At 69.5% G+C, this 13,652-nt stretch carries 12 protein-coding genes; 3 read left to right on the top strand and 9 right to left on the bottom strand.

Annotation, left to right across the window (positions count from 1 at the left end; all coding sequences use genetic code 11):
• The first annotated feature begins 74 nt into the window (after positions 1-74).
• The 3 genes from ACT3S6_RS03760 (at position 75) to ACT3S6_RS03750 (ending at position 4,629) form a co-directional block, all read left to right on the top strand.
• Complete coding sequence (locus tag ACT3S6_RS03760; RefSeq protein WP_444553822.1) at positions 75-3,806, top strand: proline dehydrogenase family protein; 3,732 nt, start codon at positions 75-77, stop codon at positions 3,804-3,806.
• 116 nt (positions 3,807-3,922) lie between these two features.
• Complete coding sequence (locus ACT3S6_RS03755; protein ID WP_444553821.1) at positions 3,923-4,318, top strand: hypothetical protein; 396 nt, start codon at positions 3,923-3,925, stop codon at positions 4,316-4,318.
• 14 nt (positions 4,319-4,332) lie between these two features.
• Positions 4,333-4,629 (top strand): peptidyl-tRNA hydrolase, encoded by a 297-nt coding sequence (locus tag ACT3S6_RS03750; protein ID WP_444553820.1) that lies wholly within the window; start codon positions 4,333-4,335, stop codon positions 4,627-4,629.
• Positions 4,630-4,681: 52 nt separating this feature from the next.
• Here the strand turns inward: ACT3S6_RS03750 and ACT3S6_RS03745 are convergent, their stop codons facing one another.
• The 9 genes from ACT3S6_RS03745 to ACT3S6_RS03705 form a co-directional block, all read right to left on the bottom strand.
• On the bottom strand, positions 4,682-5,470 hold the full coding sequence (locus tag ACT3S6_RS03745) for a polyphosphate polymerase domain-containing protein (protein ID WP_444553819.1): 789 nt from the start codon (positions 5,468-5,470) through the stop codon (positions 4,682-4,684).
• Positions 5,467-6,138 carry a DUF4956 domain-containing protein gene (locus ACT3S6_RS03740; protein ID WP_444553818.1) on the bottom strand — a complete coding sequence of 224 codons (672 nt, stop codon included), beginning with the start codon at positions 6,136-6,138 and terminating at the stop codon, positions 5,467-5,469. Before ACT3S6_RS03740 ends, ACT3S6_RS03745 begins: the two co-directional genes overlap by 4 nt.
• Positions 6,139-6,268: 130 nt before the next feature.
• Positions 6,269-6,766 carry an SRPBCC family protein gene (locus ACT3S6_RS03735; protein ID WP_444553817.1) on the bottom strand — a complete coding sequence of 166 codons (498 nt, stop codon included), beginning with the start codon at positions 6,764-6,766 and terminating at the stop codon, positions 6,269-6,271.
• Positions 6,763-7,515 carry a mycothiol-dependent nitroreductase Rv2466c family protein gene (locus ACT3S6_RS03730; RefSeq protein WP_444553816.1) on the bottom strand — a complete coding sequence of 251 codons (753 nt, stop codon included), beginning with the start codon at positions 7,513-7,515 and terminating at the stop codon, positions 6,763-6,765. Before ACT3S6_RS03730 ends, ACT3S6_RS03735 begins: the two co-directional genes overlap by 4 nt.
• Positions 7,516-7,671: 156 nt before the next feature.
• Positions 7,672-7,950 carry an HPr family phosphocarrier protein gene (locus ACT3S6_RS03725; RefSeq protein ID WP_444553815.1) on the bottom strand — a complete coding sequence of 93 codons (279 nt, stop codon included), beginning with the start codon at positions 7,948-7,950 and terminating at the stop codon, positions 7,672-7,674.
• Positions 7,951-7,987: 37 nt separating this feature from the next.
• Positions 7,988-9,688, bottom strand: a complete 1,701-nt coding sequence (locus ACT3S6_RS03720; RefSeq protein ID WP_444553814.1) for a putative PEP-binding protein — start codon at positions 9,686-9,688, stop codon at positions 7,988-7,990.
• Positions 9,689-9,732: 44 nt separating this feature from the next.
• On the bottom strand, positions 9,733-11,748 hold the full coding sequence (locus ACT3S6_RS03715; protein WP_444553813.1) for a PTS fructose transporter subunit IIABC: 2,016 nt from the start codon (positions 11,746-11,748) through the stop codon (positions 9,733-9,735).
• Between the two features lie 2 nt (positions 11,749-11,750).
• Entirely contained in the window at positions 11,751-12,758 is a 1,008-nt protein-coding gene (locus ACT3S6_RS03710) for a 1-phosphofructokinase family hexose kinase (RefSeq protein ID WP_444553812.1), read from the bottom strand.
• Positions 12,755-13,540 (bottom strand): DeoR/GlpR family DNA-binding transcription regulator, encoded by a 786-nt coding sequence (locus ACT3S6_RS03705; RefSeq protein ID WP_444553811.1) that lies wholly within the window; start codon positions 13,538-13,540, stop codon positions 12,755-12,757. Before ACT3S6_RS03705 ends, ACT3S6_RS03710 begins: the two co-directional genes overlap by 4 nt.
• Positions 13,541-13,652 lie beyond the last annotated feature (112 nt).

Raw genomic sequence — 13,652 nt, 5'->3', positions numbered from 1 at the left:
ATCATCCTTCACTATTCGTCGCTTTTCCTTAACTCATGGGCGTTGGATACTTACTTCGTGGGGGACTCTGCCCCATGTCGCGCAGGCCGGTTCCCCACCGGTCGTTTTCTGCTAGGAGCATCACTGACGTGACCACTACTTCTCCTTCCGTCGGGACGGACCCCATTTCCCCTCGGGACCTGGCCGACGACGCCATTGCCCTGGTCCGCCACTGGCTGACCGAAGGTTCCAAACAACCCGTCGATGCCTCGGCCCGCCAACTGGCCGGAGTGCTGAAGGATCCGCAGGGTCTGGACTTCACCGTCGGCTTCGTCGACGGGGTGATCCGCCCGGAGGACCTGCATGTCGCCGCCCGGAACCTGCGGGCACTGGCCCCGAAGGTCCCCTCCTTCCTGCCCTGGTACATGCGTTCCGCCGTCGCCCTCGGAGGGGCCATGGCCCCCGCCCTGCCCGGGGTCGTGATCCCCGTCGCCCGTCGCGTCCTGCGCCAGATGGTCGGCCACCTGATCGTCGATGCCACCGATGCCAAACTCGGTCCGGCCATCGAGAAGATCCAGCAGGAGGACGTGCGGCTGAACATCAACCTGCTCGGCGAGGCCATCCTCGGCGAGAAGGAGGCCGGTCGCCGGCTGGCGGGCATCTCCCGGCTCCTGCGCCGCCCCGACGTGGACTACGTGTCCGTGAAGGTCTCCTCCAGCGTCGCCCCGCACAACCACTGGGACTTCGACACGGCCGTCGGGAACATCGTGGAGCAGCTGACCCCGCTCTACCGGCAGGCCCGCGATTCCTCCCCGCGCAAGTTCATCAACCTGGACATGGAGGAATACAAGGACCTCGACCTGACCATGGCCGTCTTCAAACGGCTCATGGCCCTGCCCGAGTTCAAGGACGTCGAAGCCGGCATCGTGCTGCAGGCGTACCTGCCGGACGCCCTGCCGGCGATGATCGAACTCCAGGAGTTCGCTGCCGAACGCGTCGGCTCCGGCGGCGCACCGGTGAAGGTCCGCCTGGTCAAGGGCGCCAACCTGCCCATGGAGATCATGGAAGCCGACATCCACGGCTGGCCGGCCGCGACCTGGCATTCCAAACAGGCCACGGATACCTCCTATAAGGCAGTGATCGACTACGCACTGCGTCCCGAGCGCACCGCCAACGTGCACCTGGGCATCGCCGGGCACAACCTCTTCGACGTCGCCCTGGCCCACCTGCTGGCGAAGGCCCGCGGGATCTCCGAAGGCATCGACTTCGAGATGCTGTTGGGCATGGCCACCGGCCAGGCAGCGGCCGTGAAGGCCGACGTCGGCTCCCTGCTGCTCTACACCCCGGTGGTCCACCCCGGGGAATTCGACGTGGCGATCTCCTACCTCATCCGCCGGCTCGAAGAAGGGGCCAGCCAGGAGAACTTCATGTCGGCCGTCTTCGAACTGCACGAGAACGAAGCCCTCTTCGAACGCGAGACGGACCGGTTCCGGGCCTCCCTGGAGGACCTGAGCGATGTCGTCCCCACCCCGAACCGCATCCAGGACCGCGGCAGCTACGACACCGAAGCAGCCGCCGCGGAGGTCGCCGAATACGCCTCGGGGGAACGGAAGTTCTCCAACACCCCCGACACCGACCCCGATCTGGCCGGGAACCGGGCCTGGGCCAACGACATCCTGGCCAGGGTCCCGCAGAGCACACTGGGGCGCGAGACCATCGAATCCCATCTGCTGAACACCACCGACGAGGTCGACGCCGTCATCGCGGCCACCCACGCGGCAGCGGAATCCTGGGGCGGGCTCAGCGGTGCCGAGCGTGCCGCGGTCCTGCACCACGCCGGCGAACGGCTCGCCGCCCATCGCGGTGAACTACTTGAGGTCATGGCCTCCGAATGCGGCAAGACCCTGGACCAGGGCGACCCGGAAGTCTCCGAAGCCATCGACTTCGCCCACTTCTATGCCGAATCCGCCCGCGCGTTGGACACCGTCGACGGGGCCACGTTCGTCCCCTCACGGCTGACCGTGGTGACCCCTCCGTGGAACTTCCCGGTGGCCATCCCCGCCGGTTCCACCCTCTCGGCACTGGCCGCCGGCTCCGGCGTCGTCATCAAACCGGCCAAGCAGGCGGCGCGCTCCGGGGCCATCATGGTCCAGGCCATCTGGGAGGCGTTGGACGCGGCCGGGATCGGTCGCGAACTGCTCTCCTTCGTCCAGCTCTCCGAACGCGATCTGGGCACCCGGCTGGTCTCGCATCCCAGCGTCGACCGGCTGATCCTCACCGGTGGGTATGAAACCGCCGAACTGTTCCGTTCCTTCCGCGAGGACCTGCCGTTGCTGGCGGAGACCTCGGGCAAGAACGCGCTCATCGTGACGGCCTCGGCCGACCTGGATCTGGCGGCCCGCGACGTCGCGGCCTCCGCCTTCGGCCACGCCGGACAGAAGTGCTCGGCTGCCTCGTTGGTGATCATGGTCGGCGCGGTCGCCAAGTCGCCGCGCTTCCACAGCCAGCTCATCGACGCCGTCCGTTCACTACAGGTCGGCTACCCGGACGACGCCGGAACCCAGATGGGCCCGGTCATCGAACCGGCGCAGGGCAAGCTGCTGCGCGGGCTGACCACCCTGGGGGCCGGTGAACGCTGGGTGCTGGAACCGCGCCAACTCGACGACACCGGCCAACTGTGGAGCCCGGGGGTGCGCACCGGGGTGCAGCGTGGCTCCGAATACCACCTGACCGAGTACTTCGGCCCGATCCTGGGGGTCATGACCGCCGAGACCCTCGAAGAAGCCGTCGAAATGGTCAACGACATCGAGTACGGACTCACCACCGGGCTCCACTCGCTGGACCCCGATGAGCTGGAGTACTGGCTGGACAACGTCAAGGCCGGCAACCTCTACGTCAACCGCGGCATCACCGGGGCGATCGTGCGCCGGCAGCCGTTCGGGGGCTGGAAGAAGTCGGCCGTCGGCGCCGGGACCAAGGCCGGTGGGCCGAACTACCTGGTCGGCATGGGCTCCTGGGCCGACGCCCCGGTCAGCGCCGAGGCCGAAGCCGCGGCCGAATCCCATGCGGCCGTCTCCCACGCCACCGTGCGCACCGCGACGGGGACCGACACCTCGGCCACCTCGAACGCGGAGGTCGCCGGAGGCAGCGACATCCTCGGGGTCGTCGCAGCCGAGGCCGGTCCCGCGACGGGCAACGCCATCGCCGCCGAGGACTTCCTCTGGCTGCAGACCGCCCGGGCGACCGACTACCACCAGGTGGTCAAGGAGTTCGGGGCCGTCAAGGACGTCTCCATGCTGCAGGCCGAACGCAACCTCTTCCGCTATCGTCCGGTCCCGGTGACCGTGCGCTACGAGGAGGGCACCTCCGGCCACGGGATGGCCGAACTGTTGCGGGTGGTGGCTGCCGGGCTCCGCGCCCATAAGGCCACCTCCAGCGCCGGGGCCAGCGGACGGATCGGCACCACCGAACGCCCGGGGGCGGGGATCAGTGTCAGCGTCACCACCGAACTGCCGGCCCGCGTGCTGGCGGCACTGCGTTCCGAGGGCGTCGAGGTGGCGGTCGAGGACGACCGGATGTGGAAGGGACACGTCGAGCGTCTGGCACGCCGGACCGGCCCCGATTCCGGAACCCGGATCCGCTACATCGGCGCCTCGTCGCGGGCCACCTACGCCGCGGCACAGGGCAAACCCGACGTCGCGATCTACGACCACCCGGTCGTGGCCGCGGGGCGGGTCGAGATGCTCCCGTTCCTGCGTGAACAGGCGATCTCGATCACGGCCCACCGTTTCGGTACGCCCGACCACCTCAGCGACGCGATCATCTAGATCCGCAGCGTGTCCAACGACGCCGGCCCGGGGTTCCGACCCCGGGCCGGCGTCGTTCGTCTGTGTGGCATCATCGGTGGAGTCAACTACCCTCCCATCACGAAAGCCGCCCGCCCATGAGCGAAGAAACCCCGGGCTCCTCCGCGGCCCTGGTCCAGGTCATTGTCCTGCTCGTGGACCGCGAAAGCCCGGCCCCCGAGCCCGATGGCCTCGCCGCCGTGGCGCTGGCCTCGGTGATGGCCCGGGCCAGGGACCCTTCCAATCCCGCCTGGGAGCGGTGGTTGTCAGGTCCCGTCGGCAAATCGGTGCGCCGGGCCGATGCCAAAAACTACGCGAAGACCGCCGCCGCCCACCCCGAAGCCGTCGAAGCGACCCACGGCCGGGGCAGGGCCATGGCCCTGCCTCCGCTGCCGATGGATGCGTTGCCCAGGACGCTGGCCCGGCTCCAGGTCTCCGGGACCCGGCTGCCTGCGGGCCCGGAGGACCCGGTGACCGGCCGAGGATCGTGCTGAACCGGGATCTGGGGATGAGCACCGGGAAGGCGGCAGCCCAGGCGGCCCACGCACTCTTCGCCTGGGTGATGGAACTGGGGCCGGAACCCAGCGTCGAATGGTTCCGGGCCGGCCCACAGGTCTGCGTCGGGTGGCAAGGGGAAGTCGAACTGCTGGCCGGTGCGGCCGCCGTGGGCGCCGGGCCACTGATCCACGACGCCGGGCACACCGAAATCGCCCCCGGGTCCGTCACCGCACTGGTGGTCGCCCCGGTCCCAGCGGGGACTCCCCGCCGGCGCCGCTGGTGGCAGCTCACCGGTCGGAAACGATGAAGAAGGCCCGGGCCCCGTGGGGGCCCGGGCCTTGCCCGTCAGGGGGAGGGGATCAGGCGGCGGCGGCGCGGTCCGGTTCCCACTGGAAGTTGCGCCGGAGCAGCCGGCTCCACTTATTCGCCGGGAGTTCGGGGTGGAGCATGGCGATCCCCACGCAGTACTTGCTCATGCTCACCGGACGGATGCCCAGTTCGGACAGTGCGGTGGAGGCGGCCCCCTGCCCGGAGGCCGTCTTGGTTTCGATCACGAACAGCTCGGGGCCGTGCAAGGTGCGGGCCTGGTCGGAGTAGACCAGATCGACATCGCAGGTCAGGCGTTCGCCGTCGACGGGATCGACGAAGGTCGCCCGCCGGTAGTCGCTTTCCATCACCGGCTGCAGTGCGGCGGGGGACATGGAATATTCGGCGGCGATCACCCCGTCCAGGAAGGAGCGGGCGTCGGAGGTCATCCGGCCGGCGTCGTCCATCTGGTGGGGGATCCGGTGTTTGACGGTCGCCCCGCGCAGGCCCTTGGTCTTGATTTCGAACATGCACAGCCCGGTGTCGGCATAGGTGCGGGTGCGGACCTTGTAGCGGCGGCGGCGACCCTGCCGGTGGGCGCGATACTGCTCGAATTCCGGGGTGTCGAAGTAGACCGATTCGTAGCGGAAGGTGCGTCTGCCATCGATGGTGAGCACCCGGAACCGGTCGTCCAGCTTCGCGGCCAGGGCCGTGAACTGCCCGGGGGTCAGCAGGTACTTATGGTCCACCCGGGTCTGCAGGGCGGCCCCTTCGTTGACCTCCTGCAGCCCGATTGGTTCCCGGGCGGCGACGGCGTCCTCCAACGCCTGGCGGGCCTTCACTTGGAGCCTTGGCCCTGGGTGGCGTACTCCCTTTCGGCCGCGGCGGGCGCGGAAGCACCGGTGGTTTCCTGCCGGGGGACCGGCTCGGCCACGGTGTCCCGGGCCCGACGGCTGGTCTTGGCCGGCAATTCGCGGAAGCGCACATCCACGACGGTGGTGTCACGCACCATGTCCAGTTCCAGGACCACCGTGCGCAGGATGCGGGCCCCGAGCAGCTGCTCCAGGGTGGCATCCATCTCCGCCCGGCGCGGGTAGGCCGTGTCCATGGTCACGACCTGGCGGGTCGTGGTGGCGGCGAAGCGCGGGTGGTCTGCGGCGAACATGACCACCAGCAGTGCGGCGGTGATCGTCGGGGCGAGCCAGGCGGGATCCGGATGCAGGCCATTGACCAGCCCGATGGCCAGGGAAACGAAGTAGTAGGCCACTTCCTCCTGGGTCAGGGTATTTGAACGCAGTCGGATGATCGACAGGATGCCGAACAGCCCCAGGCCCAGGCCCATTCCTGCGTCACTGGTGGTCAGCAGCAGGGTGACCGCGAAGATCCCCATGCTCAGGGCGACATAGGCCAGCGCAAGATCCCGGCGGTGGTGCCTGCGGAAGTAGACGACGTACACCAGGACGGCGGTGCCCAGGATATTGGCCAGCAAGGCCATCCAAAACGTAAACATGATTCCCTCTCGTTGCTCTGGTGGACAACTCTAGGGACCGAAGATGAGACGAAGATGAGACCGCAAGGAGAGAAGAATGAGACCACTTGATGGGTGGTTCGCGCTGCTGGGTCGCCGGAGGGCGGCGAGGTTACCGGGCGTCCTCATGCAGGCCGATGGACTCGGCGATCCGTTTGATCGCCGCGAGTGTTTTCGGGATGCCGTCGAGAGCCTGCTGGGTACGGTCGGTGATCTGGGCGTCCGCTCCGTCACCGAATTTCTCCTCGAACATCGAGATCCCGTCCGGCAGAAAATCCCAGGATTCGCGCAGGATCGTTCCGGGATCGGCGGGGGTCATGGTGAAGCCCCATCGGACGAAGCTGCCACCGACGATCCAGGCGAACTCGCGCCCGTACTCGGCAGCCACGACCTGCGAACGGGTCTCCCAGGTCCGGTGCGGGAGTTCATTCCGGCCGGTGAACCAGGCGCCGGGCAGCCCGGCGCCGGCCTCGTCGTCCCACCAGCAGGAGGTGCATACCGGGCTCCATTCCCCGGTTCGGCGGATGTCGGAGACCAGATCGTAGAGCGTCCCGGTTGTGGCTGCGACCGTGATGGACTGCTCATGGTGGCGGAGGGCGGTCCGGGTCATGGGTTGTTCCTTCCTGACGGGTCGGCCTTTCTGCCGCCCTGCCAGTCCTCCTGCTGGCCGACCGTGGTGGTGTTGCCGCGGAGGGCAGCCAATTGTGGCTGCTCACGCAGGCTGCGCTTGAGTTCGGCGAAGCCCGGGAACCGGGCCAGCCCGACCACGTGGTCCCACAGCTTGGCGGCCGAATCCTCGTCCGGCAGCCGGCTGATCACCGGCCCGAAGAACGCCACACCGGCGGGTGGTTCGAAGTGGATGATGGGCGTGCCCACGTCCTTTCCGGTCAGCGCCAGCGCCTCGTCGGTCTCCTGGCGGATCCCGCGGTCCCAGGACTCGTCGTCGAGGGCCTGCGCCAACGCCCGGGGCAGGCCGGCCTCGTCGAGGATCGGCTCCACGAACCCACGCGTGCCTCGACGCTCACGCACCCCACCCTCGCCTCGCTGGTCGGCCGGGTCGGGGGCAGCGTCGAAGATGTGTGCCCCGAGGGCCGCATATAATCCGGCCACCGAGGCGCGGCCATGCTCCGCACGCGCTCGAGCGGCCACCCGCAGGAGGCGGAGGCCTGCCGTGTGCCCGGCCTCGTACTCCGGCGGAAAATGCGCGTCATAGTCGACCTCGGCGTTGATCAGGCGCAACGAGATGAAACGCCAGTCCACGGTGTAGTCGCGCTGTGCCTGCACCTGCCGCACCCATTTGCTCGTCATCCAGGCGAAGGGGCAGACCGGGTCGAAGTAGAAGTTGATGGTGGCGCTCATCCCCCCACCTTGGCACCGGGTGGCAACCCGCGTCCATGCCGGGCCAGGCCCTGGGACCAAAAATGCACATTCGGTGCTGGGACGAGCCGCCGGCGGTTCCACCGCCGACCCGCAGGCCGTGGCGACGCACGGTCGCCCTGGCTCCCCTCCGGGAGCCTATTCGGCGTCGTGGTCCGTTTCGAGGATGCCGACGAGCTGGTCCAGGGCGGCGTCGGCCCCCGGCCCTTCGGCCCGCAGGACTACCGTGGTCCCGTGTTCGGCGCCCAGGCCCATCAGGGACAGGATGCTTGAGGCGTCCATCGCCTCATCGGCGGGCTCGCCCGGCAGGGCGATGGTGACCTCCAGATCGAGTTCCCCGGCGGCTTCGGCGAAGATGGCGGCCGGACGGGCATGGAGCCCCACGCGGCTGGCGATGGTTGCGGTACGTTCTGCCATGGTTTTCTCCTGTGGTGGTGGTTCGGATGGTGGGTGGTCAGAGTCCAAGCTCGTCCAGAACCGGCAAGGCCGCGCGCACTGCGGCGCGGGCTTGGGCGGGGCCTTCGGCCTCCACCGCCAGGGCGGCCAGCGAGACGGCTTGTGCGTGGGTGACGGTCCGCAGGACGGCGGCCACCGGGGCCAACGCCCGGGCGGTCATCGACAGGGAAGCAACCCCCAGGCCCACCAGGACGACGGCGAGGGCAGGATCGGCGGCGGCCTCCCCGCAGACGCCCACCGGCCGGAGCGGGGCGGAGGAATCCCCCGCGGCTTCGGCCCCGGCGACGGTGAGCCGGATGAGTTCCAGGACCGCCGGCTGCCAGGGATCGTTCAAGGCGGCCAGGGGAGCGAGCTGGCGGTCGGCGGCCAGGGTGTACTGGGTGAGGTCGTTGGTCCCGATCGAGGCGAAGGCGACCGGACGCAGCACCGAGGCGGCACGTACCGCCGCGGAGGGAACCTCGACCATGACCCCGGGGTCCGGCAGCCCGGCCACGGCGCAGAGGGCAGCGAAGTCGGTGGCCTCCTGGGCTGTGGAGATCATCGGGGCCATGACCTTCACCTGCGCCTGATGGGCCGCGGCCGCGGCGGCGATCGCCGCCAACTGCCGGGCCAATACCCCCGGGGTGCCGGCACTGGTGCGGAACCCCCGCACGCCCAGCGCCGGATTCGGCTCGGTGGCATCGGTGAGGAAGGGCAGTGGCTTATCGGCTCCGGCGTCCAGGGTCCTGACCACGACCTTCCGCCCGGGGAATTCGACGAAGACGGCCCCGTAGGCGGCGACCTGCTCGTCGTGCCCGGGTTCGGCATCACGTCCCAGGAAGCAGAATTCGGTGCGTAGCAACCCCACGCCCTCGGCCCCGGCGGCCGCCGCGGCGACGGCATCGGACCCGCCGCCGACATTGGCGAGCAGGGGCACCGGATGCCCATCCGCCGTCGTGCCGTGACCGTTGAAGACCTCCAAAGGGCCCCGGGCCGCGAAGGCCAGGGCCGCGGCCTGCTCCTCCGTCCCGGGGCAGGTGCAGACGGTCCCGGCGGCACCATCGACATAGATGTCGGTGCCCTCGACGATGGACTCCGCGCCGACCGCGGCGACGATCGCGGGCAGGCCCAGGGCCCGGGCGAGGATGGCGGTATGGGACTGGGGCCCGCCCTCGCTGGTGACCAGGGCGGTGACTTGTGCCGGATCCAGGGTGGCCGTGTCGGCGGGAGCCAGATCCCGGGCGAGCAGGATGAACGGGCTCCCGGAGTCGGGGATCCCCGGGGCGGGGACGCCACGCAGCTCGGCAATGAGGCGCGAACGGACGTCGAGCACGTCGGCGGCCCGTTCTGCCATGTAGCCGCCCAACGACGTCAGCATCGCCGCCACCGTTTCCGCCGCCTCCCAGATCGCCGGTTCGAGCCCGCGTCCGGCGGCCAGTGCCTTTCCTGCGGTTTTGTGGAGCATCGAGTCGGTGGCCATCAATGCGGTCGCCGAGAGGACCTCGGCGCCGGCACCATGGGCCTGCCCGGCCCGGGCGCGCAGCCCCGCGGCGACGGCCCGACCGGCCTCCGTCAACCGGGCCGTGGCCTCCTCGACGTATCCGGGGGAGGCCAGTTCCTGGGCTCCGGGGTCCTGCGGGGCGTCGATGGGATCGGCCATGCGGCGGACCTGACCGATGATGCGGCCGGGGCTGACGCCGATTCCGTGGATGGTGCTCATCTGTCTGTCCTTACTGTGTCGAGGGGGGGTCAGGGTGTCCGGGGTCATCCCTGGACGGTGACCGGAAGGGCCTGGTCCTCGGAGGCGGGCTGCTTCTTCACTGCGTAGCGCTTCAGGGCCAGGACGGCGAGGGCGGAGATAACCATGCCCACGATGATCGAGACGATGAACATGGCCACGTTGCCGATGGCGAAGAAGACGAACATGCCTCCGTGCGGGGCCTGGCTGGTGACGTGGAATCCCATGATCATGGCTCCGGTGACCCCGGCGCCGAGCATGCTGGCGGGGATGACGCGCAGCGGGTCCGCCGCGGCGAAGGGGATGGCGCCTTCGGAGATGAACGCCGCACCAAGCAGCCAGGCTGCCTTCCCGTTTTCCTGTTCCGCGGCGGAGAAGCGCTTCTTGTCCAGGGCGGTGGCCAGGGCCAGGGCCAGCGGGGGCACCATGCCGGCGGCCATGACCGCCGCCATGATCTCCCAGGGGGCCTGATTGGCCATCGACCCGGCCCCGAGACCGGCGACCGCGAAGGAATAGGCCACCTTGTTGATCGGGCCACCGAGGTCCACGGCCATCATGAGCCCCAGGATGAGGCCGACCAGGGCCGCGGCCGAGCCGGAGAGCGCCGAAAGCCAGCTGTTCAGGCCGTTGCTCAGGGCCGCGATCGGGCCGCCGAGGAAGAGGAACATGGCCCCGGAGGCGAGGATCGAACCGATCAGCGGGATGATCACCACCGGCATCAACCCGCGCAGCAGCTTGGGGACGCGCCAGTTGCCGATCCAGCGGGCCAGGACACCGGCGAGCAGCCCGCCGATGATGCCGCCCAGGAAGCCGGCCCCCATGAACCCGGCGACGGCGCCGGCGGTGAAGCCGGGAGCCAGGCCGGGGCGGTCGGCCAGCGCATAGGCGATGTATCCGGCGAGGACTGGGACCAGGAACCCCATGGAGAGGTTCCCGATCTTGAAGGCGACGGCGGCAAGGTAGATGTGCAGCCCGCCATCGGGCAGGTTGAACAAGTTGTTCTCCACCGATACCTGGTCGGCGACATCGGAGATCTCGTAGCCGCCGAGCAGGAAGCCCAACGCGATGAGCAGCCCCCCGCCGGCGACGAAGGGGATCATGTAGCTGACCCCGGTCAACAGCGAGCGCTTCAGTGCGGCACCGACCCGTTCCCGGCCTTCCGGGGCGGAATCGGTATCCGCGGTTCCCGCGCCGGTGGGCACGCGGCGGGCCTGCGGGTTGTCCGCGGCGGCCAGGGCATCGGCGACGAGCTTGGCCGGCTCGTCCACGCCCCGCTTCACGGGGACCTGGATGACGGGCAGCCCGGCGAAACGCTCCTTGTTCTTCACGTCGACGTCGACCGCGAAGATCACCGCATCCGCGGCCGCGATGACTGCCGGGTCCAAGGGGGTCGACCCGGAGGAGCCCTGGGTTTCTACCTGGAGGTCGACCCCGGCGTCGGCCGCCGCGGCGACGAGCGAATCCGCGGCCATGTAGGTGTGGGCGATCCCCGTGGGGCAGGCAGTCACCGCGACCAAGGTGCGGCGGGTGGAAGGCCCGGTCGCCGGTTCCGGGGCGGCGGTGGCTTCCACGGGAGCCTGCGCGGCGGGGGCGGGGGAGATGGCAGCGTCCACCAATGACACGATCTCGGCGGCGGCGCCCGCGGAGCGCAGTGCTGCGGTGAAATCCTTCTTGACCAGCGAACGGGCCAGTTTGGAGAGCAGCTTCAGGTGTTCCTGGTCGGCACCCTCGGGGGCGGCAATGAAGAACACCAGGTCGGCGGGCCCGTCCTTGGCCCCGAAGTCGACGGCCGGTGCCAGACGGGCCATCACCAGGGTGGCCCGGGTGACCGCCGTCGAGCGGCAGTGCGGAATGCCGATCCCTCCGGGGACACCGGTGGCCGTCTTGGATTCGCGGGCGATGCCATCGCCGGCCAGGGCCTCCGCACTGGTGGCACGACCTGCCTCGGTGACGACCGCGGCGAGTGCGCGGATGACCTCGGCGCTGGTGGTGCCGAGGTCCCGGTCCAGCAGGACCAGATCGGCGGTGATGAGCTCGGACATGGTTATTCCTTAGCGGTCTGGGGTGCGGCGGACCGGGGGCCGCCGATCGGGGAGGGGGGCAGTTCCGTGATGGTGACGGAATCCGGGCTGGTCTGTTCCGGGGTGGGGATCAGCGAGCCGGGCAGCGAGGTGGCTGCCGCCCCGTAGGCCACGGCCCAGCGCAGGCAGTCGGTGGCTGCTGCGCCGCGGTCGTGGGCGATGAGGTAGCCGGCGAGGGACGAGTCCCCGGCGCCGACGGTACTGCGGGCCTTCACCGGCGGATGTGTGGCCCACCAGGAGCCTGAGCCGGTGACGAGGACCGCTCCCCGGGCGCCCAGGGTGGCCAGGACCGCCCCGGTGCCCCGCTCGACCAGTCGCTGCGCCGCCGCGGCAGCCGACTCCGGGCACGCCTCCAGTTCCGCCGCGCTGTGGCTCCCGGCCAGGCTAGCCAGTTCCTCGGCATTGGGTTTGATCAGATCGGGAAGCGGGCCGGCTCCTGCATACAATTCGGTCAGCGGGGCCTCGGAGGTGTCGACGGCGATCAGCGGGCAGTTCCCTCCGAGGGAGTCGTGCAGGTGGTTGATGATTCCCGCGTAGTAGCCGGTCGGCAGGCCCGGGGGCAGCGAGCCGGCCAGGACGACCCAGGACGATCCGTTGGCGGCCCGGACCAGTGCCTCGGTGATGACTGCCTGGTGGGCGGCGTCGATGGTGGGGCCCGGCTCGTTGACTTTCGTGGTGGTGCCGTCGGGTTCGGTGACCGTGACGTTGCTGCGCAGTGGTTGCCCGATCGGCAGGGCCCGATGAGGCAGATGGTCGATGCCGAGGCCGATCACCACGGGATCCGTGGCGTCCCCGGGCAGCACGGCCAGTGTCGGGACCCCCGCGGCGACCAGCCCCCGGGTGACGTTGACCCCTTTTCCTGCGGCCTGGGCGTCGGCGCGGAGGGCACGCTGCACGGCGCCCCGGACCAGGGTGGCCCCCAGGTCGATGGTGCGGTCCATGCTGGGATTGGCGGTGAAGGTGGTGATCATGCGAGCGTCACCTCCACGTCGGCCCGGTCCAGCGCCGCCGCCAGTTCGGGGCCCGGCGCCGTGTCGGTGACCAGGGTGTCGATCTGCTCCAGGGCGGCGAAGCGGATGAGGGTCTGTTCCCCGAGCTTGCTGGAGTCGGCCAGTACGACGACGCGGCGCGCGCAGGCGACGATCGCCGATTTCACCGCGGCCTCCAACGGATCGGGGGTGCTCAGCCCGAAATCGGCGTCGACGCCGTTGGCGCCGATGAAGGCGATATCCGGGCGCAGGGCACGGAACTGGTCGATGGTCGAGGCCCCGGTCGCTGCGCTGGTCAGGGCGCGGACGCGACCGCCGATGACCTCGAGTTGGAAGGAACCGCTGGCGGCGACCCGGTAGGCGACCGGGACGGAATGCGTGAGCACCAACAGGTCCGCGGCCCGGGAAGCGCCCAGGCTGGAGGCCATCTGCTGGGCGAACAGTTCCGTCGTCGTTCCGGCATCGAGCACCACCGAGGTGGCTCCGGCCGGCAGCAGGTCAACGGCCGAAGCGGCGATACGGGACTTCTGTTCGTGGTTCAACGAGGTCCTGACGCTGAGGCTTTCCTCCACGGTGCTGGTGGTCCGCCCGGCGACTGCTCCGCCGTGGACGCGGCGCAGGACCCCCTCCTGCTCCAGCTGGGCCAGATCCCGGCGGACGGTTTCGCGGGTGATATCCAGTTGCCGCGCCAACTCGGCGACGGTGACCCGACCTTGGTCGGCGACGCGGTCGCCGATCAAACGGTGCCGTTCCTCGGCAAACATGGCGTTGTCCCTTCGGTGGTCTCCATCACAATGAATCTGTGTTTCGTTGACTTTAGATGGTCCTTGAAGTGCAAGTCAACAGAAAAACAGAAATACACACATAAACGGGCTT

Source organism: Arthrobacter sp. AOP36-C1-22, from assembly GCF_052377515.1.
Lineage (GTDB): Bacteria > Actinomycetota > Actinomycetes > Actinomycetales > Micrococcaceae > Arthrobacter_H.
The sequence above is the reverse complement of the archived record's forward strand: the minus strand, read 5'-3'. Positions and strand labels throughout refer to the sequence as shown.